18 protein-coding genes are annotated in these 26480 nt (G+C 65.8%); 9 read left to right on the top strand and 9 right to left on the bottom strand.

What is annotated here, in order from left to right:
- Positions 1-142 precede the first annotated feature (142 nt).
- On the bottom strand, positions 143-1420 hold the full coding sequence (locus J2T21_RS07485) for an NAD(P)/FAD-dependent oxidoreductase (RefSeq protein ID WP_307580079.1): 1278 nt from the start codon (positions 1418-1420) through the stop codon (positions 143-145).
- Between the two features lie 194 nt (positions 1421-1614).
- Entirely contained in the window at positions 1615-2229 is a 615-nt protein-coding gene (locus J2T21_RS07490; RefSeq protein WP_307580082.1) for a metallophosphoesterase family protein, read from the bottom strand.
- 112 nt (positions 2230-2341) lie between these two features.
- Here J2T21_RS07490 and J2T21_RS07495 point away from each other — a divergent pair, with 112 nt between their 5' ends.
- Complete coding sequence (locus tag J2T21_RS07495) at positions 2342-5713, top strand: DEAD/DEAH box helicase (RefSeq protein WP_307580084.1); 3372 nt, start codon at positions 2342-2344, stop codon at positions 5711-5713.
- Between the two features lie 69 nt (positions 5714-5782).
- Positions 5783-6949, top strand: a complete 1167-nt coding sequence (locus J2T21_RS07500) for a hypothetical protein (protein ID WP_307580086.1) — start codon at positions 5783-5785, stop codon at positions 6947-6949.
- A gap of 87 nt (positions 6950-7036) precedes the next feature.
- On the opposite strand, the gene J2T21_RS07505 is transcribed toward J2T21_RS07500, so the two are convergent.
- The 3 genes from J2T21_RS07505 to J2T21_RS07515 form a co-directional block, all read right to left on the bottom strand.
- Entirely contained in the window at positions 7037-7660 is a 624-nt protein-coding gene (locus tag J2T21_RS07505) for a malonic semialdehyde reductase (RefSeq protein WP_307580088.1), read from the bottom strand.
- Between the two features lie 449 nt (positions 7661-8109).
- Positions 8110-9201, bottom strand: coding sequence for a sensor histidine kinase (locus J2T21_RS07510; protein WP_307580090.1), 1092 nt, complete (start codon positions 9199-9201; stop codon positions 8110-8112).
- 219 nt (positions 9202-9420) lie between these two features.
- Positions 9421-9618, bottom strand: a complete 198-nt coding sequence (locus tag J2T21_RS07515) for a hypothetical protein (RefSeq protein WP_307580092.1) — start codon at positions 9616-9618, stop codon at positions 9421-9423.
- 111 nt (positions 9619-9729) lie between these two features.
- Here J2T21_RS07515 and J2T21_RS07520 point away from each other — a divergent pair, with 111 nt between their 5' ends.
- Positions 9730-10401 (top strand): response regulator, encoded by a 672-nt coding sequence (locus tag J2T21_RS07520; RefSeq protein WP_307580094.1) that lies wholly within the window; start codon positions 9730-9732, stop codon positions 10399-10401.
- A 227-nt stretch (positions 10402-10628) separates the two neighbouring features.
- Complete coding sequence (locus J2T21_RS07525) at positions 10629-12410, top strand: BCCT family transporter (RefSeq protein ID WP_307580096.1); 1782 nt, start codon at positions 10629-10631, stop codon at positions 12408-12410.
- Between the two features lie 323 nt (positions 12411-12733).
- Here the strand turns inward: J2T21_RS07525 and ctaD are convergent, their stop codons facing one another.
- Positions 12734-14464, bottom strand: coding sequence for an aa3-type cytochrome oxidase subunit I (ctaD, locus tag J2T21_RS07530; protein ID WP_307580098.1), 1731 nt, complete (start codon positions 14462-14464; stop codon positions 12734-12736).
- A gap of 186 nt (positions 14465-14650) precedes the next feature.
- A complete protein-coding gene (locus J2T21_RS07535) occupies positions 14651-15904 on the bottom strand; it encodes an APC family permease (RefSeq protein ID WP_307580099.1) in 1254 nt (417 codons plus the stop codon).
- A 148-nt stretch (positions 15905-16052) separates the two neighbouring features.
- On the opposite strand from J2T21_RS07535, the gene J2T21_RS07540 reads away from it, so the two are divergent.
- Both J2T21_RS07540 and J2T21_RS07545 read left to right on the top strand, forming a co-directional pair.
- Positions 16053-17279 carry a 3'-5' exonuclease gene (locus J2T21_RS07540; protein ID WP_286135350.1) on the top strand — a complete coding sequence of 409 codons (1227 nt, stop codon included), beginning with the start codon at positions 16053-16055 and terminating at the stop codon, positions 17277-17279.
- Between the two features lie 117 nt (positions 17280-17396).
- Positions 17397-18647 carry a hypothetical protein gene (locus J2T21_RS07545; protein ID WP_307580101.1) on the top strand — a complete coding sequence of 417 codons (1251 nt, stop codon included), beginning with the start codon at positions 17397-17399 and terminating at the stop codon, positions 18645-18647.
- Between the two features lie 21 nt (positions 18648-18668).
- Here the strand turns inward: J2T21_RS07545 and lhgO are convergent, their stop codons facing one another.
- Entirely contained in the window at positions 18669-19868 is a 1200-nt protein-coding gene (lhgO, locus tag J2T21_RS07550) for an L-2-hydroxyglutarate oxidase (protein ID WP_307580104.1), read from the bottom strand.
- Positions 19869-19989: 121 nt separating this feature from the next.
- On the bottom strand, positions 19990-20559 hold the full coding sequence (locus J2T21_RS07555) for a histidine phosphatase family protein (protein WP_071214749.1): 570 nt from the start codon (positions 20557-20559) through the stop codon (positions 19990-19992).
- A 155-nt stretch (positions 20560-20714) separates the two neighbouring features.
- On the opposite strand from J2T21_RS07555, the gene J2T21_RS07560 reads away from it, so the two are divergent.
- The 3 genes from J2T21_RS07560 to J2T21_RS07570 all read left to right on the top strand — a co-directional run bounded on the left by J2T21_RS07560 (position 20715) and on the right by J2T21_RS07570 (position 26286).
- Positions 20715-21875, top strand: a complete 1161-nt coding sequence (locus tag J2T21_RS07560) for a helix-turn-helix domain-containing protein (RefSeq protein WP_307580106.1) — start codon at positions 20715-20717, stop codon at positions 21873-21875.
- A gap of 97 nt (positions 21876-21972) precedes the next feature.
- On the top strand, positions 21973-23763 hold the full coding sequence (locus J2T21_RS07565; protein ID WP_307580108.1) for a flavin-containing monooxygenase: 1791 nt from the start codon (positions 21973-21975) through the stop codon (positions 23761-23763).
- Positions 23764-23823: 60 nt separating this feature from the next.
- On the top strand, positions 23824-26286 hold the full coding sequence (locus tag J2T21_RS07570) for a DEAD/DEAH box helicase (protein WP_307580110.1): 2463 nt from the start codon (positions 23824-23826) through the stop codon (positions 26284-26286).
- Positions 26287-26480: the final 194 nt, after the last annotated feature.

Genomic DNA, 26480 nt, shown 5'->3' on the forward strand with positions numbered 1-26480 from the left:
CCGCATCTCCCCCTCTGCGCTGTCTTTTTTTTTTTTTGGGCCCCCCCCCCCCCGGGGGGCCGGGCGGGGGGGGCCCCCCCCCCCGGGGGGCCCCCCCCCCCCCCCCGGGGCCTGAAAGCAAGCCGGCTTGCCCGTTGTGGGCCTAGAAGCCCTTGCGCAGCGGATCGAAATGGCGCGCCACGGACGGCTTTTCCTTGCCGAGGATGCCGGCGGCGATCATCTTGCCGGTCAGCGGGCCAAGGGCCACGCCCCACATGCCGTGTCCGCCACCAACGTGCACGCGCGGGGAACGGGTGGCGCCGACCAACGGCATGCCGTCGGCGGTGCAGGGACGACCGCCGACCCATTCTTCCTTGCGGTTCTCCCAGTTGATGCCCTTGTAGACAGGGGCCGCAGCGGCAACGATGGCCTCGATGCGCTTGGGCTCCAACGGGTGGTTGGCGTCGCGGAACTCCATCGTTCCGGCGATGCGGAAGCGGTCCCCGAGCGGGGTGCAGGCCACGCGCTGGGACGGGAAGTAGATCGGGTGGGTCGGCATGACCTCGGGCTGGACGGTGAAGGAGTAGCCGCGGCCCGCCTGGACGACGACGTTCACGCCGAACTTCTTGGTCATGTCGTTGAGCCAGGCGCCGGTGGCCATGACCACGTGGTCGGCGGTGATCGAACGGCCCTCGGAGCCAATGACGGTGACCGAGCCGCCGTTGTCCCGGATGTCGGTGACGTTGTAGGACCCGACGATGTCGCCGCCGCGGGCGATGACGGATTCGGCGAGGGACTCCATGTACTTCGGCGGGTTCAGGAAGCGCTGGTTCTTGATGGCCACACCGGCAGCCACGGAATCGGAGAGGGTCGGCTCGAGGGCGCGCAGCTCGTCTCCGGTGAGCAGGTCGAACTCGACGTTGCCGCCGGTCTTGCGGATCATGTCGAACTCGTGGAGCAGTCCGTCGCGGTCCTTGAGCGACTTGAATCCGGTCAGGAACGGGTTGGCCGGCTTGGTCTTCTCGACGACGCCCGGGCCCGCGTTGGTGCCCTCGGCGATCTCGTCGAAGGCGTCAAGCCCGGTGGTGCCGAGCTCGGAGTAGATGCGCATGGCCTCCTGCCACTTCTTCGGGGTGCTGTGCCAGGTGAACCCGATCAGGAAGCGAAGCAGCTTGGCGTTGGCTTTAAGCGGAATGTACAGCGGGGACGCCGGGTCCATCATCATCTTCAGGCCGCTGGAGAAGATGGAGGGTTCGGCGATCGGCAGGGTCAGCGCCGGGGTCAGCCAGCCGGCATTGCCCCACGAAGCACCGGAGGCCACGCCGCCGCGGTCAACGACCGTGACCTTGACGCCTTCTTCCTGCAGGTACCAGGCGGTGGACAGGCCGACGAACCCGGCGCCGACGATGACAACATGCTCAGGCGTCGTTACGCTGGCCATGGTTCACACTCCATTCAAGATTTTTCCAACACTTGGGCTCAACTTTGGCGGGGAATGCGGCGCGAAGCAACGGGACTTCGTTTTTCATCGGTGACGCAGGCCACAGCACCTTGTTGTTTGCATTAAATACGGTAAAGACGATCGTTTATCATTTTTTCTGCGTCGAGTCGTTCGGAGGACGGGTTTCTGACCCGTCATGCGGTGTCTGGCCTGTCTCCATCCTCGGTCGAATCGATCATTTGCGCCAGCGCCAGGGCGCCGACCGGGGCGAAGCCGTGCATGTCAACCCCGACGTTGATGCCTCGGCCCGAGACCAGGAAGGCATTGTGGACGTGTCCGTGCAGCAACCATGCCCCCTCGTCACGCAACCGGAACTGCGCATAGCGGTCGCCGCCATGGGAGTCCCCCGCGTACGGGAAATGGCTGAGCAGCACCTTGCGCCCCGGCGCATTGTTCACCGTCGCGGGCAGCTTGACCCGTGCGAAATCCTGCACGGAGGCGAAGCCCGCATCGAGGAACTGCCGGAGGTGGCGCTGCGCCCCGATGCGCCCGGGCCAGCACGCGTCGTGGTTGCCTGCCACCAGGTGCTTGGTGCCGTGCAGCTCGGAGACGATCTCGAGCCCGCGGACCCTGTCACCCAGGGCCCAGTCCCCCAGCACCCAGACAGTGTCCGCGGCGCCCACCACCTGGTTCCACCTCCGGATGATCTCGGCATCCATTTCGGCGACGTCGGCAAAGGGCCTGTGGCAGGACTCGATGATGCGGGCATGTCCGAAATGGGTATCGGAGGTAAACCAGGTGCTTCCCATAAGTTTCCGTCACTTTCACCGCCACCCGGACGTTCCCGGCGGGTTTCAGCCCGCAGGCCCACTGCGGCCATTTTGGCTCCGTGGCGTGGGTGCCCGCCTTTAGACTATTGACATGTCTTCCGTTGCACCACTGCTCAACTCCACCACACTGATCCGTGAGCTTGTCGGACCACTCAGCCTGGATCGCGGGGCGGCATACGCAAGCCAGGGCAGGGTCCTGGACGTCAACTGGGTCGAGCCCATGGGCATCGTGCGCGCTTCGGTGTTGGGCTCCGGCGGCATGGTCTACCGCACCGCGGTCCATTCCCAGGTGCGCCACGGGCTGCTCATGCCCCAGCTGGGGATCTGCACCTGCCCGGTGGGCTCGAACTGCAAGCACGCGGCGGCCGCGCTTTTCGCCTATATGTGGGACGAGACAAACTACGAGGATCCCGATCCGCGTGCCCCGTGGGAGCGCACGCTGGACTCGCTCATAGGGGACGGCGGTGGCGCCGGGCAGGAAACCGAGCAGCGCGCCTTGGGCATCCAGTTTGAGCTGCGCCCGAAGACCCTGCAGCGCTACCAGGCCTCGGCCATGGCCAAGATCAAGGACGGGACCATCCCGCACACCTCCAAGCTGGAGCTGCTGCTGCGCCCGATCCAGCTCAACGACAAGGGCCGCTGGGTCTCGGGCAACCTGGCCTGGCAGCATTTCCGCTACACCCGCACCGGCGGCATCCCGACCCTGCCCTTCGACTACTCCTACGACCCGGAGCAGGTCGAGTGGTTCTGCACGCTGCTGCAGCTGAACTCCTTTGTCGCGTGGAACGGGACCCACCTCTCGGCCAGCGATTTCCTGACCCCGATGGTGTGGAACCACCTGGCACGGGCCGCGGCGCTGGGCATCGAACTGCGCGGCCAGTCGGCAAAATCCACGGTCCGGGTGCACGATCCGGTCGCGGTCCGCACCGACATCGCCTCCGAGGGCAAGAAGCTGCGGATCCGTCCCTCGGTCGATGTGCTGCCGCCGGACTTCGACAGCGACTTCCTCGGCGCCGTGGCCGACCACGGGGTCTTCTGGTGGGACACCACCGAGGGCATGAAGAACGTGGACCTGCATCTGGCGCCCTCCCGCGCCAAGCTCCCCGCATTGGTCACCGGCCTGCTGGCCACCGACAAAAAGGTCACCGTCCCGGCCAACGGGCGGGAAAACTTTGAGCAGCAATACCTGCCCAAGCTAGCCAAGGCTTCCGAGCTCTCCTCCGTCGACCACTCCGTCGAGGTGCCGACCTCGCTTGAACCGGTCATGCTGCTGCGCGTCGAGCACTTCGCCGGCCAGCAGAACCCGGTCCGCAAGCAAAAGAAGGACGAAACCTCGGTCCCGGGCATCAACCTGCATTGGGGCTATTCCTACGGCAACCACCAGGTGCCCCTGGAGCTGGTGGCGGGAACCGAACGCAACCCCAAGGCCGAGCTGGCCATGCAACGCGAAGTCGCCGCAGCGATCGCCGCTTTCCCCCAGGCCTATGCCGATGCCTTCGCCAATCCGCAACGCAACGTTGCCGCCACCCGGGTCGCACCGCGCCTGCATGGCGTCGCGGCGGCACGGTTCATCACCGAGGCGCTGCCGGCATTGCAGGCCTTGGAAAACCTGCGGGTGCACATCGACGGCGAACAGCCGGAGTTCGAGGAACTCACCGCCAACCCGCTGATCACCATCTCGACCGAGAACACCGAAACCAACGACTGGTTCGACCTGGGCGTCGAAGTCGCGATCGACGGCAACAAGGTCCCGTTCACCGAGCTCTTCCAGGCACTGGCGCACGGCGATGAATTCCTGATGTTGCCCGACGGCAAGTACTTTGCCCTGGACCGCCCGGAATACGAGCAGCTGCGCCGGCTCATCGAGGAGGCCCGGGCACTGTCGGACGCCACAAGCGACGGCACCATCCGGATTTCCAAGCACCAGGCCTCGCTCTGGGAAGACCTCAAGGACATCGCCACCAACGTCGAGGCCTCGGCCGCGTGGAAGCACTCCACCGAGGGACTGAGCAACATCCTCGAGGTCGACCACGCCCCGCTGCCGGCCGGCATCGACGCCACGCTGCGCCCCTACCAGCTCGAGGGCTTCGAATGGCTCTCCTTCCTCTACGACAACGGGCTGGGCGGGGTGCTCGCCGACGACATGGGACTGGGCAAGACGCTGCAGACCCTGGCACTGATCCAGCACGCCAAGGACAACCACGACGAGTCGACCGGAAAGATGCCGCCGTTCCTGGTGGTGGCTCCGACCTCCGTGGTCTCCAACTGGACCGCCGAGGCGGCACGCTTCGCCCCGAACCTGCGCAGCGTCTACATGACCGAGACCGTGCGCCGCGGCGGGGTCCCCGCGCACGAGATCGCCACCGAGGTCGACATCATGATCACCTCCTACGGCCTGTTCCGCATCGACCAGGACGAATACGCAGCCACCAGGTTCTCCGGGCTGATCCTGGACGAGGCGCAATTCGTGAAGAACCCCGCCACACAGGCCTCCAAGCAGGCCCGCGACTTCCCGACGCCCTTCAAGCTCGCGATCACCGGCACCCCCATGGAGAACAACCTCTCCGAGCTCTGGTCGATGTTCGCCATTGCCGCCCCGGGGCTCTTCCCCGCGCTCAAGCGCTTCGACGAGACCTACCGCAAGCCCATCGAGAAGGACGGCGACAATGAGGCGCTGGGGCGCCTGCGTCGCCGGATCCGCCCGCTGATGCTGCGCCGCACCAAGGAACTGGTGGCCACGGACCTGCCCGAGAAGCAGGAGCAGGTCCTGGAACTCGACCTGGCGCCCAAGCACCGGGTCATCTACCAGCGCCATCTGCAGCGCGAACGCCAGAAGGTGCTGGGCATGCTCGAGGACATGGACAAGAACCGCTTCGCGGTGTTCTCCTCGCTGACCAAGCTGCGCCAGCTGGCGCTGGACGCCTCGCTCATCGACGAGGAGTACGCCTCCGTTCCCAGCAGCAAGCTCGACGCCCTGCTCGAGCAGCTCGAGGACCTCACCGCAGAGGGCCACAACGCCCTGGTCTTCAGCCAGTTCACCTCGTTCCTGTCCAAGGCCAGCGACCGGCTGACCGAGGCCGGGATCGAGCATGCCTACCTGGACGGCTCGACCACCAAGCGCGCCAAGGTCATCGAGTCCTTCACCTCCGGCAAGGTCAAGGTGTTCCTGATTTCGCTGAAGGCCGGCGGGTTCGGCCTGAACCTCACCCAGGCCGACTACTGCTTCCTGATGGATCCGTGGTGGAACCCGGCCTCGGAGAACCAGGCCGTGGACCGTGCCCACCGCATCGGGCAGAAGCGCAACGTCATGGTCTACCGGATGGTTTCCAAGAACACCATCGAGGAAAAGGTCATGGCGCTGAAGGACAAGAAGGCCAAGCTCTTCACCGCGGTCCTCGACGACGATGCGGCCTTTGCCTCGGCGATCAGCGCCGACGACGTTCGCTCGCTCTTCGCGGATTAGCACGGAGCCGGAAGGCACCACCCAAGCAGCACCCAGAATTTTCCAAGCCCAGAGGGGGACGACACCAACATGTCGAAATCAAAATCCGCCGGCAAGCCACGCAGCGGGCACCCGGGACGCAATCCAAGCGCCGGCGCCTCCAAATTCGAGGACCAGGTCCGCACGGCCATGCGGCCCTACGCCGCGCAATTGCGTGCCTTCTTCAACCAGCGCCACACCCCGGACGACTCCGAGGCCGGCATCGAGGGCCTGGTCACCCTGCTGACGGTCCATGCCCGGCTGCGCGGGAAGGTGACGGTGTCCGAGCTCGACCATGGCGCGCTGGCCATCCAGTTCACGGACCTGCGCGAGCTCGGCGACGAGGTCGCCGTCGCGTGCGCCGCCATGCTGCGCGAGTTCATGCTCTTTTTGGCCGAAACCGGCCGTTGGAGCGGAGAGGTGGAGGAATTCAAGGCCGTCTTCGACCTGCTGTCGGCCCAGGGCGGCCAATCCCCCGTTGTGGTCCCCGAGCTTGACGAGGCCAGCGCGGACGAGCGCTGGGCCAAGCTGCCGATGGTGGCCACGGCCCGGGCCTTGCTGGCTTGGGTGGGCGAGGGCCGCGAGGTGGCAGAGGACGGATTGCTGCTGCCCACCGACCTGGTTTCGGCCGCCGCTGCCGTCGGGCTCGAGGTCCGCCTGGACCCGGAATCCGAGGATGCACGGCCGGGCTGGGTGCCCGAGGCCGGATCCTCGGTTGCCACATTGGCTCAGCTTCCGAAACTGGGCACCTATTGGGATGCGCTGTTGCGTGCCGGGGTACTGAGCTTCAAAGAGGGAACGGCACTTCCCAACCCGGTGGTGGCCGAGGCGTTGAACGCCGATTCGGGATTCAGCGCCCGCGGGGCGAAGGACCTGGTGGCCGAGGGACTCTACGCCCACATCCTGCTCAATGCTGTGGGTCCGGATGCGGACCACACCGTCACGCAGATGACCGCCGCGTTGCTGGCCAAGGCCGGATCGGCGAATCCCCCGCGCACCGAGGCAGCGTTTTCGATTCCCGCACCCGGGGAGCTGGAGCCGGAACAGGCCCACCTGCAGCCGCTCTTCGCAAAGACCGTGCCGGCCGCCGAGGCCCTGCTGCGTGCCGCCGAGGCCGAGGGACTCGTGCGCATCGGCAAGCACATCCGCGTGCCGCGCGTGCTTCGCGCCCCGCTGGAACGTGCACTGACCCGCGTGGCCGAAGAGGTCTTGGCCTAGGTCCCAATGCTTAACGCCGTGGGGCGGCGAAGATGCCTGGCATCTTCACCGCCCCACGGCGTTCCTGCTTCGGGCTTGGCCGCACGTCTAGATGCTGGTGGTTGCCACGTCGATGTCCAGTCGCGGCAGGCGATCGAACCATGGGTTCTCGCCGGGGGTGCCCACATTGACGATCAGGAACGCATGGTTGGACGAGTCCGCGTTGATGACCGAATCCACGCCGGCCGCGTCGAAGCCGCCCATCGGTCCGGCGTGCAGCCCTGCCGCGCGAACGGCCATGATGAAGTAGCCGGCCTGCATCCAGGCGTTGTTCTTGGCGATTTCGGCGCGCGAGGCGGCGTCCTGGTCGAACATGGCCTTGCGCTCGGGAGCGTGTGGGAAGAACACCGGGAACTGTTCGTGCCAGTCGGCGTCGTAGCTAAGCACCGCAAGCGCCGGGGCGGCCAGGGACTTGGCCCGGTTCCCTTCCATCATCTTGGCGACGACTGCCTCGCGGGCCTCGGCGCTCTTGACCCAGGTGATGCGCAGCGGCTGGTTGTTCATCATCGTCGGGCCCATTTTGGTGAGCTCGTAGATGGCATCGAGGGTTTCGCCGGCAACGGGTTCCTCGGAGAAGGTGTTTGCGGTGCGGGCTTCAAGGAAGAGCTTGTCTGCGGTGTCGGCATCGATCGACAGCTGGTCGTACACGGTTGCGGCGGTTTCAACGCTCATCTGGGGTGTTCTCCTTGCGGTTCTTCGGTGGCTTCCTACCAAGCAGAACCGCCACAGCCACGGGAAGCATTCCCTCGGGGCCTGTGAAGCGCATCACCCGCCGGGCCAATCACCGGAAAATCGGGGCAACCATGAGCTTAAACATCAGCACGCCCGACGACGCCGATGGTGGCTTCTCTTGGGGTAGAAGCGACCTAGGAACCTTCAATGCCAAATGCTCCTTGGGGGAAAGCATTTGACGTGATTCCTGTGCTGCGAACCAACTTGGGGGCTCGGTTCGCGGGGCTGGCGTCGTCTGGCGTGCTGGAAATGAGTTCTGGAAACGCCACTCGCAAAACGTTCCTAGTTCCCATCAATCGGCTATTCCGCCGATGTAGTACCTACTCTATCCATGCGAGCGGGTGCTGCACATTAGACCTTTGGCCATACTTACTGAGGTAACCTCAAGGTTATTCCGGGGCACTGGATGTGCCCTCCGGAGCCTTGACTCCCTGGTCGATGGTAGTGGCCGGGAGTTCGGCACGCACCACCCAATCGCCGCGGACTCGCTTGGCGGAGAGGGTGCCGCCGAAGGCCGCCATCCGGTCGGACATGCCGACGATGCCCGAGCTGTGCCCGCCAATGTCGAAACCTTGGTCCATGACGTGGCGGGGTAGCGAGTTGGCGATTTCCAGCCATACCCGGTCCCCGACCACGAGTGCCTCAATGCGGCATGCGGCATGCGGCTCCGCATGCTTGACGATATTCGTCGTGGATTCCTGCAGAACCCTATACAGCGCGGCCTGCGCGGACTGCGGCAAGCCGGCAAGCCTCGGATCGGCCATGGTCTTCGTCGGATGGCCGAGGTCAATCAGCCGCTCGGCAAACACCTCGACACCGATGAGGATCTCCAGGCTGCTGGCTGCATTTCCCGCGGAGTCAACGAGCGATCCGTCCACGCGGGTCGCTGGCCCGTCCGATCGCAGGACGTTGAGCATGACGCGGAGGTCCTGCAGCGCCTCCTTCGAGGTGTTCCCAATGACCTTGAGCGCGGCTTGGGCAACTGCGGGGTCCCCCGAAAAACCTGCGGCCTTGGCCTGCATGGAAATCACTGTGATGTCATGGGCGACGATGTCATGCAGGTCCCTGGCGATGGCCTTGCGCTCGGCCTCCACGGCTTCTTGCTGCTTGCGGCGCAAATCCTCGATGCGTTTCCTGTCAGATTCGCGTTGCTCTTGGAACTTCCGGGCAAACAGTGCCACAAAATAGGCCAGCAATATCAATGGCACAAGAAGAACCAAGAAGCCCACGTCTAGCGGTCGTACTACCACGATCAAGATGGCCCATAACAGCGAAAAGCATAGATATCGAAGCGAGAACTTGCGTATCTGGGTCAGCGTAACCAGCCCAAGGAGCAAGGGCACAACGAGTAGGGCAAAAAGATATTTTCCCACGATCAGGCTCAAAATCATGGCAAGAACAGAAATAATGGCTGCCGCCCCTGCCCGAGCCCACAGCAGCCCGAGCGCAAGAGCGAAGGCAACGCTTACGAGACTTTCCATTGCACGATCCCGAAACCGCGAAGGATCAGTCTCACTGAGCAAACTTATGATGTCTGTAACCAGCAATAGCGCGACGATCCCGCTGGCAATGAGAAGTATCGTCCGCCCCAAAGGGGCGGACGATGGCTCAATGGCGCTGGGTGGAGAATGTGGTCGTTTCACAATCCCATTCTCACTGAAAGCAGGGCTCCTGTCTGCGAGCCCTGCTTTCTGACGCGGTTAGCGGCACAGAGCGCCGAGGTTACGGCAAACCCAGTCGTTGAAAGCATCAGACATCCCGGCAGGCGAAGCGACAGGCAACGAGCCACCTTGGGAAATAGGCCCCGAGACAACGGCGGCCTGGGCGGGAATGGCGGCCGGCAGCAACAAGGCAGCGGACATGGTTACAGCAGCGAAGATACGAGTTTTACGAGTCATGTTGCTCATTCTTGCACTTATTCCCATAAGTCAACAGGTGTTTTCCCAAAAGTTCATGTTGTTATCCATCAAAGACGCTGATATACCCAAAAGATCACTAGACTCAAGACTGTGACCGACATCCGAGTTCTTGTGGTTGATAACGAACCACTCATGCGCCAAGCCCTCAAGATCATCCTTGAAGCCGCCCCGGGGTTTCAGTGGCTTGGAGAAGCGACAAACGGCATTGAAGCCGTCGACTTCTGCGTGGGCAACAACCCGGATGTAATCCTCATGGACATGCAAATGCCCCGCATGGACGGCGTTGAAGCAACCAGCATCATCACCACAAATTACCCGGGCATTGGCGTACTTGCCATCACCGCTTTTTCCTCGGAAGAATACCTGGTCCCGGCTCTTCGCGCAGGAGCCGCGGGTTACCTGGTCAAGGACGCCGAGCCCACGGAAATCCTCGCAGCCATTCAGGCAGTACAAGACGGAAGCGCGGCGATCTCCGCGTCGGTGTCGCAGGACCTTATTCGCGCAATCCGCGAAGCCCACGATGTGAAGCCCAGCAGTTCCATCGGGACGAACCCCATGGCATTGTCCGAGCGGGAGCAGGAAGTTCTCCAACTACTCGCACGGGGCAGAAACAATCCGGAGATGGCCGCAGAATTGCACATTTCCGAGGCAACCGTGAAAGCCCACCTGAGCCGGGTCATGGCAAAATTCGGCGTTCGCGACAGGGTCCAGGCCCTGATCCGGGCCGCGCAGTACGGTCTGGTCGAGCTTCATATGGACTAACCATTCGACGAACGGCTCTGGGGTGCTCCGAGCGCTTCACCACCAACGCCTTGTGCGGTTCCGAATCCGACGCCTGAACCGTACGCAGGGGGCTTACCTTTATCTGGAAAACCTTGTAGTTTTTCCTCAGGTGAACCCCAATCCATAGGTCCTCAAAGTTTCGCAAATTTGGTGGTGAATACCACCTTTCTTGTTGGTCGCCCCCTCCTACCCCTTAGGCTCGGAAAATGACAACCGAACAGACAAAGACGAGTACATCGCCCCGTGTACACCGGTGGGTCTTCTGGCCCGCGGCCATCATCACCATTGTTTTTGCCACGTTCGCCATGACCATGCCCGGTACGGCAGAGTCATTCTTCTCATCCATCCAGACGAAGATCATCGGATACTTCAACTGGTACTACGTCCTGATTGCAACGGGCTTTGTGGTGTTCAGTCTCTGGCTGGGATTCGGGAAATTCGGCGAGATCAAGCTCGGCAAGGACGAAGACGAACCGGAGTTCTCCCTGGGTTCCTGGTTCTCGCTTCTCTTTGCCGCAGGGATGGGCATCGGCCTGGTTTTCTACGGCGTCTCCGAGCCGCTGAGCCACTTTGCCTCACCCAAACCCGGCGCTTCGGGGTCCCCGGCAGATCTTGCCCAACAGGCCCAGGCCCAAACGTTCCTGCACTGGGGCGTCCATGCGTGGTCGATCTACGTTGTCATCGGGTTGGCCCTGGCCTACGCGATCCACCGGCGAGGCCGACCCATTTCGATCCGCTGGACCCTCGAACCATTGCTGGGTCGCAAGGTCCATGGCGGCCTCGGCAACCTCATTGACGTCGTAGCCCTGGTCGGCACGATCTTCGGTGTGGCCACCTCGCTGGGCTTGGGCGTCCTGCAGATCAGTGCCGGCCTGGAAAGCGCCGGCATGGTCAAGGCCTCCCAATTCATCGACATCGTCATCATTGCCGTCGTCACCTGCCTGGTGCTCTTCTCCGTGCTTTCGGGCGTTGGCAAGGGCATGAAGTGGCTCTCGAACACCAACCTGATCTTGGCCGGGGTGTTCGTCGTCTTCCTGCTGGTTGTTGGCCCCACGCAATTCCTTCTGCGCAACTTCGTGCAGTCGATCGGCAACTACCTGCAAAACTTCCTTGCCATGTCCTTTAACGTCAGCGCCTTCACCGGTGCCGAAGGCGAAGCCTGGCAGGGCGTGTGGACCACGTTCTACTGGGGCTGGTGGATTTCCTGGGCCCCGTTCGTGGGCATCTTCATCGCCAGGATCTCCCGCGGCCGCACGGTGCGCCAGTTCGTTGGCGGAGTCATCCTGGTCCCCACGGTTGTCACCATGCTGTGGTTCGCCGTCCTGGGAGGAACCGCGATCTACGGCCAGCTGCAAGGCACCGGGAACCTCGTGGCTGAGGACCGCTCGATCGACACCGAAGGCGCGTTGTTCGCCATGCTGGACACCTTGCCGGCCGGTGCCGTGCTGACGGTCGGGGCAATCATCATGATTGTCATCTTCTTCGTCACCTCGGCCGACTCGGGCGCACTGGTCATGGGCATGATCGCCACCGGCGGCGACGTGGAACCGAAGAACTGGATCCGCATTTTCTTCACGCTGGCCACTTCCCTGTTGGCTGCTTCGCTGCTCATATCCGGAGGCCTCGAAGCGCTCAAGACCGCAGCCATCGTCATCGCGTTGCCCTTCAGCATTGTCTTGATCATGATCTGCTGGGCGACATACCGGGCGTTCTCCCGTGAAGTGAAGGTCTATGAGAAGGCCCGACGGATGGCGTTCGTGGACCACATCGGTGACTTCTACGGGTTGGAAGTTGAAGGCCCGAACCGGGATTCGCAGCTGCTCAATCTCCAGAACCTGACGGCAAGGCTGCGCCGGGCCGTTCCGCAGGGTCGTCGAGCCGATGCCACGGTGCCGGCTGTCCTTGTTGGCGCGACAGCTGTCCATGGCGCAGACGCACCCATGGCCGATGCCGGACAGCCCGGAGTGCACCCCAAGTCCACCGACTAGCACGCACGGCAAACGGCAGCGTGGGGTGGGGGGGGGGGGGGGGGGGGGGGGGCCCCCCCCCCCCCCGGGGGGGGGAGCGGGGGGGGGGCGGGGGGGGGGGGGGGGCCGGGCGGGGAACCCGACAGGGCGGGGGCGCGACCGGGGCGGGGGGGGGGGGGGGTTGGGGGGAGCCGCCCGGCCGGGGGGGGGGCCGGGCCCCCCCCCCCCCCCCCCCCCCCCCCCCCCCCCCCGGGGGGGGGGGGGGGGGGGCCCCCCCCCCCCCCGGCCCCCCACCACCCCACGTTCGTTTCGACCCGCATTCCTGTCGCTGCGGGAATCCGGCATCAGCCCGATTCGTCGGTGTCCTTCTGCTGCGCCGGGCCAAACACCTTGGCCACGGGGCCCTGCGGGGTTGTCCGTGCGCCAAGCTCCGGGTGGTGGAGGTCAAGGGCCGGGCGCTCGGAACGGATGCGCGGGATCGAGCTGAAGTTGTGGCGCGGCGGCGGGCAGGAGGTTGCCCATTCCAGCGACCCGCCAAAGCCCCACGGATCGTCCACCACCACCTTCTTCCCGTTCCGGTGCGTGGTCCACACGTTCCAGAAGAACGGGATCATCGAGGCTCCCAGGATGAAGGAGAACACCGAGGAGAATTGGTTCATCGTTGTGAACCCGTCTTCCGGAAGGTAATCCGCATAGCGACGCGGCATCCCCATGACGCCCAGCCAATGCTGGATCAGGAACGTTCCGTGGAAGCCCACGAACAGCATCCAGAAGTGGATCTTGCCCAATCGCTCGTTGAGCATCTTGCCGGTCCACTTCGCCCACCAGAAGTAGAAGCCCGCGAACATCGCGAACACCACGGTTCCGAAGACGACGTAGTGGAAATGGGCGACGACGAAGTAGGTGTCTGTCACATGGAAGTCCAGGCCCGGTGCCGACAGGACGATGCCGGTCAGGCCGCCGAAGAGGAAGGTCACCAGGAATCCGATGCTCCAGAGCATCGGGGTTTCGAAGGTGACAGAGCCTCGCCAGAGGGTGCCGATCCAGTTGAAGAACTTCACGCCCGTGGGCACCGCGATCAGCATGGTCATGAAGGCGAAGAACGGCAGCATGACCTGGCCGGTGGCGTACATGTGGTGGGCCCAGACGGAAATCGAAAGCGCAGCGATCGAGATGGTGGCAAAGATCAGGCCCTTGTAGCCGAAGATCGGCTTGCGGGAGAACACCGGGAAGATCTCCGTGACGATGCCAAAGAACGGCAACGCAATGATGTAGACCTCGGGGTGCCCGAAGAACCAGAACAGGTGCTGCCACAGCATCGGGCCGCCCGCTTCCGGATCATACACATGCGCACCGAACCGCCTGTCCGCACCCAGGGCGAACAGCGCCGCCGCCAGCGGCGGGAACGCCATCAGGATCATGATCGCGGTGATCAGCGTGTTCCACGTGAAAATGGGCATGCGCCACATGGTCATGCCAGGTGCACGTAGGCAGATGATCGTGGTGATGAAGTTGACCGCGCCCAGGATGGTGCCGAAGCCCGACAGCGCCAGGCCGAAGACCCAGAGGTCACCGCCGATGCCGGGGCTGAAGGTGGTGTTCGACAACGGTGCATACCCGGTCCAGCCAAACGCCGCCGCGCCCTGCGGGGCCAGGAAGCCCGAGATCGCGATGGTCGAGCCAAAGAGGAAGAACCAGAAGGCCAGCGCGTTGAGCCTGGGAAACGCGACGTCGGGCGCCCCGATCTGCAGCGGCATCATCACGTTGGCGAAACCGGCAAAAAGCGGCGTCGCGAACATCAGCAACATCAACGTGCCATGCATGGTGAACAGCTGGTTGTATTGTTCCTTGGTCTGCACGATCTGCAGGCCGGGGTCGAACAATTCGGCCCTCATCAGCATCGCCATCACGCCGGCCAGGCAGAAGAAGGTGAACGAGGCAATCAGGTACATGTACCCGATCTTCTTGTGGTCGGTGGTCGTGAGCCAGCCGACGATCATCCGCCCCTTGCTCAGCGGGACTGCCCGTGGCTGGTCGCGGGTCAGTTCATCCGTTGCGTATTCATAGGTTGCCATTTTTCATCTCACGGTTTCCCCAAACGACGCGGCAGGCACCCGACGTTCCCCGGCCGGGCATCCGATCCACGAAGTTTCTGTGGTTCGAAATGTGTGGTTCTTCCCCAGCATGCTCTTCTTTGGGCCAAGTTGCTAGGGCTGGCCGACGGCTGGCACCGGTGCCGGCAGCCACGTCCGGGGCAGGACTCAGCCGCCGAACCGAAGCCTTGTCGCGCGGTATCCCAGTCCCACGGCGAACATGACCAGTCCGCCGATGACGGCGGAGGCCGGAAGCGTGGCGACGAGCACCGCGCAGCCCGCGGTCCCGGCGACACCCAGCCACACGGGCGCCAACCGCTCGTTCTTTGGTTGCTTCGCGGCCGAGATGTTGGCGATCAGGTAGTAGACCAGGACCCCGAACGACGAGAAGCCAATGGCCGTGCCCAGGTCGAAGAACGCGATGAGCGCCAGGATCGCGGCACCGACGACGAGTTCGGCCCTCAGGGGTGTGGAAAACCGCGGGTGCACGGCTGAAAGGGCCCGAGGCAGGTCGTTCTCCCTGGCCATGGCCATGGCGGTGCGTCCGATCCCTGCCACCAGGGCCAGCAAGGCACCCAGGGAGGCCAGCGCCGCCGCAACCTGGACCAGCGGAAGCGCCCAGGAGTCCCCCACCGCGGTCGCCAGCGGCTTGGGGCTTTGGGCAATGCCGGCCGTCCCCAGGACATTGATCAGCACCAGAGCCACCGCGGCATAGAGGACCACCACGATGCCGAGCCCGATTCCGATGGCCCTCGGAATGCTCTTGGACGGGTTCCGCACTTCTTCCCCCAGGGTCGCGATGCGCGCATAACCGGCAAACGCGAAGAACAACAACCCCGCTCCCTGCAAGACGCCAAAAACCCCGTGGTCGGTACCGGCAACGTATTCCGGCGGAGCATGTCCTCCCGCCAGGATCACGATCAGGACCACGGCCAGAAGCGCCAGGACCGCGGTGACGATGATTCTGGCCGCGGCCGCCGTGCGGGTAACGCCCAGGCAGTTGACGCCCACGAGCACCGCCACAGCCACAGCGGCCACCGGTTTCACCCAGGGTCCGGGGACCGTGTAGGTGGCAAAGGTCAATGCCATGGCTGCCGCGGATGCAGTCTTGCCGACCACGAACCCCCACCCGGCAATGAAACCGGGCCACGGCCCCAGCACCTCCCGCCCATAGGCGTAGGTGCCGCCGGAAGTCGGGTAGCGTGCCGCGAGCTGCGCGCTGGAACGAGCATTGGCATAGGCAATCGCGGAGGCAAGAACGAGGGAGACCAAGAGCGCGGAGCCGGCCGCGGAGGCCGCGGGCGTGAAGGCCGAAAACAGGCCCGCCCCGATCATCGCCCCCAGCCCGATCATGACCGCGTCAAAGGTGCCCAACCGTCGCTGAAGACCTGGTACCACTTTTTCCCCATCCTGAGTTCGCATGCACAAGATCTACTACACGAAAGTTAACACCCGGTGGGCCCCAAACACCGGACCCGAGTCCCACGGCCCTGCCGGTTGGCCTAGGATCAAAACACATCGTCGGATACGGGCAGGGAGCGGGGCCTCCATGGCACAAGGATATTTTGCCGTGATTGACACGGAAACCACGGGACTTTTCCCGGGAAACCACGACCGCATTGCGGAAATTGCCGTCATCACACTCGACCGCTCGGGCACCGTCCTGGATCGGTGGGAAACGCTGGTCAACCCCGAACGGGACCTGGGCAAGCAATCGATCCACGGGATCCGTGCCAAGGACATCCTCGAGGCACCGCGCTTCGTCGACATCGCCCAGGAGCTTGACTGGCGGCTGTCCGGAACCATCGTCGTCGCGCACAACCTCGGCTTCGACGCCCGCTTCCTCGGCGCCGAATTCCAGCGCGCGGGGCTGGCCCTGCCGGACTTCTACCTGCCCCGAGGCCTGTGCACCATGCAAATGGCCCACGAATACCTGCCCGGCGCCGGGCGTTCCCTGCAGGACTGCTGCGATTCGTTCAGCATCGAGCTGCGCCATGCGCACAGCGCCGGGGACGACGCGGAGGCCACCGCCGTGCTCTTGTCCCGGTACATGGAGCTTGACCCGGACCTGGACGACTGGGACTACCTGCTGGAGCAGGCAGCGGCCACCAGCTGGAACGTAGATACTCCTCCCGCGCTGTTTGCACCCGTGCACCGCTCCACGGAGGGAACCAGGGAAACCCACTTCGTCGACCGGATCGTGGTTCGCCTGCCCGAAATCACCGGGCCCGCCCAGCACCAGGAATACCTGGCGTTGCTCGACCGCGCACTGCTTGACAGGTATCTCTCGGCCCACGAGCAATCCGCCCTGGTGGCGATGGCCGACGAGCTCGAATTGAGCAGGGCCACCGTCATCGAACTGCACCGCCAATATTTCTCCTCGATCGCCGACACCGCTTGGGCCGACGGTGTCCTCACCCACGACGAGCTGCACGACCTGGCAACCATCGCCCAGCTGCTTGGCATCCCTTCCGCACAACTCGATGCCGCCACGCTGGCCAGGCCGGCCGGCCCGCCACAGGCCCCCTTGCCGCAGCGGACGGCATCCTCGTTCCTGGAACCCGGGGACCTCGTCGTGCTCACCGGGGACATGACCCGGCCCCGGAGCGCCATCGAGGCCGAACTGGAATCCGCCGGGTTCAAGTCGCACCCGGCGGTGACGAAAAAGGTGAAGCTGTTGGTGGCCGCCGACCCGGACAGCCTCTCGGGCAAGGCCCGCAAGGCCAGGTCATACGGCATCCCGGTCGTTGGCGAAGATTACCTGTGGAACCAGGTCCTCCACCCGGCCGGGCGCTGAGGCGGCCGAGAAAACCTTCGTTCGCAGTACTAACGGCCCCGGCTCGCTAGTATGCTCAAATCGAAAGCGGCCCTGCCGTCATCATGAGGCATTGCCACGAATCCCGACACGTGTGGAATGAAGATGTCTCACAAGGACCCGGAAACAGCCAAGAACGCCGAACCGGCGCCACGGGAATCCCGCGGGCCGGCCATCGTCAGCATCGGTGAATATCGCATACGGCGCGAGATTCCACGTGTGCTCCCGGCGTTCGAAGCTTGGTGCCGCGAGAAGAATTTTGACGTCCGCGGAGACGCGCTCAAGGCACGAATCACCGCCTTTCTCGGACACTACGCACGCCTCAACAGGGACAGCGACATCACCTTCCTGAACGTCCAGGCCTTCGCGGCAACACTGGATGAGCTGATGTTCTTCGGGAAAACCAACGATTTCCTGGACATGACCCACGTCTTTGGCGCCTACCTCGAGTTCCTGCACGCCACCGGCACCTGGGGCGGAACCCACGAGCAATTCGTGCAGCTCGACACCTACTTCAAGTGCTTCAGCTTTCCCGGCTTCGAGCCGTCCTACTCCCCGATCCCCGAGCTTCAAGCCGCCATCATCACCGTCCCCAAGCTCTCCGAGGACGAGCTCGCCGAAGCCATCGGAAGGCTGCCGGTGGCCAGGCGGGTGCTCTCGTTCCTGCAATGGCTCGGGCCAAGGCGCGAGATCACCAGCTTGAAGGTGCTCAACAAGAAGCACGTCCAAGAGGCCGCCGCGGCCCTGGACGTCGACGCCGTGCCCGTCTCCGGCGCCCTTCCGGTCGGAGGGCAACCCACGAACGGTCCGGTCTTGTTCAAGAGCGCTACAGGCGTCGGCCGGCTTGAACTTTATTGGGGCGCGCTGGTCGGTGCCGGATTGATCGAGCTCAGTGCCAGCCGGGCCTACCCGAGCCCCGAGGCAATCGGCTTCCTCGAGGATCCCTCCGCGAACCTTGTCGAGGTCGTTCGCACCGTCGCCCGGAACATGTATGGGGCGTTCTCCAAGGAGGTCAGCGACCGCTACCAGGAGATGGAAATGGGGTACCTGACCCGGTATTTCCTGTTGGAGGCGGCCGTGGAACCGATCAACACCGAGGTGCTCAAGCACCCGGTCCGCGGCCTACCCGACCTTGATCCGCGGGGAGACGCCGACATCATTGCGATTGCCTGGCAACGGCTGGAACGACTGTGCGACGAGGGGCTGGTCGAGATTGGTTCAACCCTTTCCATCCCGCCCGCCTTGCTCAAGCCCTTGGTCCTTGAACTCGCGAAGGCCTCCGAGGTTGCGGTCCGTTTCAAGGACCCGGCCGACGAGGCCCCGGCCGTCGACGGATACCCTCCGGCTTGAACCCGGCGAACCGCGGCGGAGCTAGGTCCGGATTCCCAGGTGGTTCGCCAGGATGTGTTCGGCAATGGCCATGGCCGAGGTTGCCGCCGGCGAGGGCGCGTTGCGCAGCAGCGTGACCGGCCCGACCTGGTCCACGGCAAAGTCATCAAGCAGGGAACCGTCCCTGGACCATGCCTGGGCGCGAACTCCCGCGGTGGTCTTGTGCCGCAGGTCAGAGGGCAGCAGCTCCGGGATGAAGGCCTGGGCAGCCTTGAAATACAGCGGCTTGAAGAGCGACGCGGCAATTTCCTTTCCACCCATTTTCCAGTGGGCCTTGGCCAGGGCTCCGGCCCCGGGCCACCGCAGGGATTCGACGGTGTCGCGGACCGAGATCCTGCCCCACGAATACCCCTCCCGGGCCAGTGCCGGTACGGCGTTGGGCCCCACATGCGTTTCGCCATAGACCCCGCGGGTGAAGTGGACCCCGAGGAACGGGAATGCGGGATCCGGAACCGGGTAGATCATGCCCTTGACCAGGTCGTTGCGCTCGGGGGCCAGGGACCAGTACTCGCCGCGGAACGGCAGTATCCGTGGCGAGTCCGAGGCCCCGACCAGCTTGGCGACGACATCCGAATGCAGGCCGGCGCAGACCACCATCCGGTCGAAGACGTGGGTGGTGCCGGAGGTTGAAACGCGGCAGCTGCCGGGCGAGGATTCAACGGCCTGGACCTTTTGGTTAAGCAGCACCCTGCCGCCGGCCCGCCGCACCTGGTGGGCCATGGTTTCGGCAATCACCGCATAGTCGACGACCGCGGTATGCGGGGAATGCAACGCGGCGACCCCCGCCGCATGCGGCTCGATCTCGCGCAGCCGCGCCATGGAAACGCGAGCCAGACCGGGGACCGCGTTCAGGGCGGAGCGCCGCTGGATCTCCTCGAGCCGCGGGACCTCTTCGGCATTCAGGGCCACCACGAGTTTCCCGGCCTCGCGGTACGGAAGGGAATGCTCCTGGCAGTATTCGCGGGTCATCGCCCGCCCCTTGGCGCAGAGTTCGGCCTTGAGCGAGCCGGGTTGGTAGTACAGCCCGGCGTGCACGACCCCGGAGTTGTGGCCGGTTTGGTGCATGGCCACACGGGATTCCTTCTCCAGCACCGTCACGTCGAAGTCCCCCGTGCGGGACAGCGCCTGGGCGATGGCCAGACCCACGATCCCGGCGCCAACGATCCCGATGCGTTCGACCATGATTTTCCGCCCTCCCTGCGCACAAATGGTGGTGTCCCCAAAAACCCCAGGGGACCTTCGCATCGTCTCACGACACCGCCGGGATGGGTATGGCTCCTCGGGGACGACGCCATCCACCCGGCTACCGGATGAGCGGGGTGTCCACGGCCTGCCCGTTGACGCTGCGCACCTTCCAGGGTCCCTCGTCGTTGTCCAGCAGCGAGACCGAGCCGTTGAGGATGCTGTCGAACGTGCATCCGGCGAGCGCGGAGAGCGTGTAGCGGATGATCGTCCCGTGACACACCACCGCGACGTTCCTGCCCGGGAGGTCCGCGGCGATCTTCTCGATCGCCGCTCTTCCGCGGGCGACCACGGAGTCCAGGGCCTCGATGCCGCCGCCGACCTTGTTGGGCCAGAGCTTTTCCCATTCCTCGTCCGTCATGCCCTCGGCCTGGCTGTAGTCGCGCTCGATGAGTTCGTCATAGCTGCGGCCAAGTTCGATGCCCAGGCCGGCGGCGATGATTTCGGCCGTTTCACGCGCCCGGGAGAGCGGGGAGCTGACGATGGCGTCCCACGTTCCGGCGCCAAGCACCGCCACGGCGTCACGGGCCTGCTGGCGTCCGACGTCGTTGAGCGGGATGTCGCTGGAGCCCTGCAGGCGGCCTTCGGCGTTCCAGTTGGTCTGTCCATGGCGAATGAATCCAAGTTTCATGCTTTCATTCTCCCGGTTCCCGCTCTCCGCCGCCCACCTTGTGACGAAGCAGGGCAGCCGTCCCCCGGGTGCGACACGGAGGGCAGGGGCATGCACCCGCCCCTTCCGCGGATTGAGCTTCCGTGCGATCCTCTAATGGGCGAGAGGCGGGAGACATGAAGGTGCAACGGCTGGAAGCCGCACTGGCCGCATTCGAGGATCCGGCGGCCAAGGCACGCTCGCTGGTGCCCCTGTACCGGGCGTGGGCCAGCACCGAGGCCATCCCCGCACCGGTGCGCCCCGTGGTGGCCAGGTCCTGGCAGCGGCAGTCGCTGAAGAACCCTGCCGTCCGGCCGCTGGGTTCGGCGGGGATCGGGGACCGCAGGGAACGCGCGGCGGTGCTTTCCGGCCTGGTGCCGATGCTCGAGGACCGCCTGCTGCCCCTGGCGGCGGATGCCGGCAACGAGCTGGTCATCAGCGACGACGAGGGCTACGTCCTGTGGGTTGCCGGGCCCTCCCCCATCCGCCGGCGCAGCGAGGACATCGGATTCGTCGCCGGCGCGCGCTGGCGGGAAACCGATGTCGGCACCAACGGGCTGGGCGCCGCCATGGCCGAACGCACCCCGGTGCAGATCTTTGGCCCGGAGCACGCCCGCGAGGAACAGCACACCTGGGTGTGCACCAGCGCCCCGATCATCGAGGAACGCACCGGCCAGGTGCTTGGCGCCATCACGCTCTCCGGCTCCTACCGCACCGCCCACCCGCACACCCTGGCGCTGGTCAGCGCGACGGCGCGGGAGGCCACCGGCCTGCTGGCGGCGCGGCACGAGGGCGCGCTGCACCTGCTGGCCGGCTCGGTTCCCGTCCCTTCCGGCCGGCACGTGCTGGTCGATGCGCAGGGCTGGGTGGCGCATGCGGCGGGCTTCGGGGTGGGGAACCGCCTGCGGCTTCCGGGCGGCCTGTGCGCCGGCGGGGCGTGGGTGCCCGAGCTCGGTGCGGTGGTGGCCGAAGAGGTCCCCGGGGGCTGGCTGCTGCACGGTGGCGACCGTGCGTCCGACGCCCGGCTGGAATTCTCCCCGGCCCCCGTGCCGGTGGCCACCATTATCCAGGACGGGCAGCGGACCGATATCCGGCTCAGCGAGCGGCACGGGCAGATCCTGGCGCTGCTGGTGGCCAACCCCGAGGGACTTGACGCCCACGCACTCATGGAACGGCTGCCCGGGACCACCACCACCGTCACGGTGCGCGCCGAGCTGTCGAGGCTGCGCGCCCGGCTCGGCGGGCTGGTCGAGTCCCGGCCCTACCGCCTGGGCCTGCCGGCGGACTTCCGCCCCTGAACCGCGGCGGGCATTGCAACCTTCTGCAACCCTCGCGGCACTGTGACCCAGCTCATAGCATCGTCTCCATCGCAACACGCTTTCGAAGGAGACGGACATGACTGAAGTGAACGCCGGCGCCGCGGCGGAACAATGGCTCGGGGAACTGGAACGCGCCCTGGGAGCGGGCAACACCGAAGCGGCCGCGGCCCTCTTCGGCGAGGAATCCTACTGGCGGGACCTGTCCGCGCTGACCTGGAACCTGCACACCTCCGAGGGCCGCGGGGAAATCAAGGACATGCTGGACGGGGTCGGGCCCGACGCCTGGCCGCGGAACCTCGCCCTGGCCTCCGCCACCGAGGGCGACGGCGTGGTCGAGGCCTGGTACACCTTCACCAACAAGTCCATCGACGGCAAGGGGCTGTTGCGGCTGCGCGAGGGACAATGCTGGACGCTGCTCTCCACCGCCCAGGGACTGCGCGACTTCCCGGAACCCGCGGGGGCGCTGCGCGAACGCGGGGCCGAGCACGGCAGCGAAATGTCCTCGGAGAACTGGCTGGACAAGCGCACCCGCCGCGAGGCCGAATTCGGCATCACCGAACAGCCCTACGTGCTGGTCATCGGCGGCGGGCAGGGCGGCATCGGGCTGGCGGCGCGCCTCAAGCGCCTGGGCGTCCCGGCGCTGGTCATCGACAAGCACCCGCGCCCGGGCGACCAGTGGCGCTCGCGCTACCACTCGCTGTGCCTGCACGACCCCGTCTGGTATGACCACATGCCCTATATCCCGTTCCCCGACCACTGGCCGGTGTTCACCCCCAAGGACAAGATGGGCGACTGGCTCGAAAGCTACACCCTGCTGATGGAGCTGGACTACTGGTCCAACACAGAGGCCACCTCCGCCACCCACGACCCGGACACCGGCAGCTGGACGGTGCAGCTGATCCGCGAGGGGAAGGCGCACACGCTCCACCCCGCGCACGTGGTCATCGCCACCGGCATGTCCGGGATCCCCAACATCCCCTCCTTCGAGGGCCGGGATGTTTTCGCCGGGGAACAGAATCATTCCTCGACCCACCCGGGCGGCGAGGCGTACCGCGGCAAGGACGTGGTGGTCATCGGCGCCAACAACTCCGCCCACGACATCTGTGCGGACCTGGTGCAGAACGGTGCCAGGCCCGTGATGGTGCAGCGCTCCAGCACCCACATCGTGCGTTCCGAGTCCCTGATGAACACCGTGCTCGGCCCGCTGTACTCGGAGGAGGCGCTGGCCAACGGCATCGACCACGAGACCGCGGACCTGATCTTCGCCTCCATCCCGTACAAGGTGCTGCCCGAATTCCACCGCCCGGCCTTCGAGAAGATCCGCGCCGACGACGCGGACTTCTACCAGGGGCTCGCCGACGCCGGGTTCGACCTGGACTTCGGCGACGACGACTCCGGGTTGTTCCTCAAATACCTGCGCCGCGGCTCGGGCTACTACATCAACATCGGCGCCTCGGAGCTGGTCGCCGACGGGTCCATCGCCCTGGCACACGGCGACGTGGCGCAGCTGACCGAGGACTCGGTGGTGCTCGACGACGGCACGGTGCTCCCTGCGGACGCGGTCATCTACGCGACCGGCTACGGGTCCATGAACGGCTGGGCCGCCAAGCTCATCTCCCAGGACGTCGCCGACGCCGTGGGCAAGTGCTGGGGCCTGGGCTCTGACACCACCAAGGACCCCGGTCCGTGGCAGGGCGAGCTGCGGAACATGTGGAAGCCGACCCGGCAGGAGAACCTGTGGTTCCACGGCGGGAACCTGCACCAGTCGCGGCACTATTCCAAGTACCTGGCGCTGCAGCTCAAGGCCCGCTTCGAGGGCATCGACACCCCGGTCTACGCGCTGGCCGAAACCCACCACGCCTCCTGACGGCGGCCGCCGTGCCCCGAATTCCGGCGTATTGTCGGGGCTTCGGGGCACAATGGTGGTGTGAGTCCCGCACGCCACGATCCTGCCCAGACGCAGCTTCCCCTGGATGACGAAGCGATCGCCGCGATGGCGCCCGCCCACCCGGAGGTCGAAGACGTGGCCAGCGCCGAGGCGGTTGCCAGCGCCGTGCAGCGCGAGCTCGAGGCGCTGCGCATCGACAACAAACGGCTGCGCAAGCTGCTTGACTTGGGCGCCTCCGAGGCCCGGGCCGCCGCCCCGGACCAGGGGCAGCTTGCGCTGGCGGCGCCCGGCCCGGTGACCGCCGCCTCCCCGGAGGCCGAGAAGATCGCCTTCTACATGGACCTGTTCCGCACCCGGACCGACGTCTTTGCGCTGCGCTGGGAAAATGCCGCGGACGGAAAAGCCGGCTGGGTGCCGGCGGTTCCCGGCGGCTGGCGCAAGTGGATGGACCGGGACAACACGAACTACACCCGGCTCACCCCCGCCGAGGTCGAGGCCCACCTCCGGGGCCGGCAGCACATCGGGCTCTACCCGCTCACCGAGGCCGACAGCTGCGCCTTCGTGGCCGCCGACTTCGACGGTGCGGCGGCGATGCTCGATGCCTTGGCCTACCTCAAGGCCGCCCGTTTCCGGGGCATCCCCGCCGCACTGGAAGTCTCGCAATCCGGGCGCGGGGCCCACGTGTGGATCTTCTTCACCCACTTTGTCCCGGCCGAGGCGGCCCGGGCCCTGGCCACGTCGCTGCTGCACGAGGCCATGGGCATCCGCGGCTCGATGTCGCTGCGCAGCTACGACCGGTTGTTCCCCTCCCAGGACCGGCACACCGGCAAGGGCATGGGAAACCTGATCGCCGCCCCGCTTTCCGGGCGGCGCCGGATGCACGGCACCACGCTCTTCCTGGATCCCGCGACGCTGGAACCCTTTGGGGACCAGTGGGCCTACCTCTCGGGGCTGGGCCGGGTGAGCCCCGGGGAGCTGAAGAAACTGCTGCGCTCCCTGTCGCCGCCGGCCACCGGGCGCAAGACCCGCCTGGAGGTCCCGGCCTCCTCCAAGATCTCCCCGCGCCCGGCACCCGTTGTCCAAGCGGTCATCGGGGCACGCATCACCCTGCGCTCCACCGACCTGGGCCCGGCCATGGTCACCGCACTGAAGCACGCCGCGGCCCTGCCCAACCCCGACTTCTACGAGCGCCAGCGCCAGCGCCGCTCCACCTGGGGCATCCCGCGCTTCCTGGCCAGCTACGACGAGAGCCTCGAGGGCGACCTCATCCTGCCACGCGGGCTGCTGCCGATGCTCGAGAAGCTGGTGGAAACCGCCGGCAGCCGCCTGGCGCTCACCGACGAGCGCGTGGGAGGGCAACCCCAGGACTTCGCGTTCACCGCGACCCTGCACCCCGAGCAGGCCCGGGCCTTCAAGGCGCTGTCGGCCCGCACCCACGGCGTGCTGGTGGCAGCCCCCGGCAGCGGCAAGACCGTCATGGCCTGCGCGCTGATCGCGGCCAAGTCCGTCTCCACGCTGGTGCTGGTGGACCGCAAGGCGCTGGCGGACCAGTGGCGCGGGGAGATCCTGAGGTTCCTGGGCGAGAAATCCGGGCAGATCGGCGGCGGGAAGTCCAAGACCACCGGGCGGATCGACGTGGCGTTGCTGCCCACGCTGGCGCGGCGCAAGAACGTCGCCGAGCTGGCGGCCGGGTACGGGTTCGTCGTCGTCGACGAGTGCCACCACATTCCGGCGGCCGCGTTCAGCCAGGTCATGAACCAGATCCCGGCCCGCTCCTGGCTGGGGCTCACCGCCACCCCGTACCGGCGGGACGGGCTGGAGGAGTTGATCTTCCACCAGCTGGGCACCTTCACCCACGAATTCACCGCGCCGCGCCACGGCGAGCTGCCGCAAGGCCCCGCCGAGCACCCTGCCCCCACCCTGCAATTGCAGGTCCACGAAACCGCCTTCGCCTATGACGGGGACATCGACCCGAGCTCCCCGGGCGGAATCACGGCGATCTACAAGATCCTCATCGAGGACGCCGCCCGCGTGGCCCAGGTCGCCGGCGACATCATCGAGGCGCACGCACAGGGCAGGCAGGTCCTGGTGCTTTCGACCTGGAAACGGCACCTGCAGCTGATTTCCGAGGCGTTGCGCGCCGCGGGGCTGGACCCAATCGAACTCACCGGGTCGCTGAAGGCCGCGGCACGCCGAGAGGCCATGTCGCGGATCAACACCGCCCCGGCGAACGAGCCGCTGCTGGTGCTGGGCACCGGGTCGCTGATCGGTGAGGGCTTCGACTGCCCGCGCCTGGACACGCTCTTTCTTGCCGCACCGGTTTCCTTCAAGGGCCGGTTGGTGCAGTACGCCGGACGTGTCACCCGCCCGTACCCGGGCAAGGCCAATGCCGTGGTGCACGACTATGTCGACGTCCTGACCCCGGTGATCGCCAGGGCCTACGACAAGCGTTCGGCCGGGTACCGGGAGCTGGGGTTCGACCCCGTGCCGGCCCCGCGCTGAGCTTCCCCTCCGGCGGCGGGCGCAGGAAGGGCTGCCGTTTCCCGCCGCGACGCCGTGGCGGTGGTCGCTGCCCGATAACTCCCCCAAGGACCGGTGCAGCGCACCGACCAGGCATCGAGACGCACCCTCCGGCGGGGGCCCAAGGGGCCCCGCATGCCGGTGGCACGGCGGGAAACGGCTACCACCGGCCAGGC

It is taken from the genome of Paeniglutamicibacter psychrophenolicus, from assembly GCF_030812255.1.
GTDB lineage: Bacteria > Actinomycetota > Actinomycetes > Actinomycetales > Micrococcaceae > Paeniglutamicibacter > Paeniglutamicibacter psychrophenolicus_A.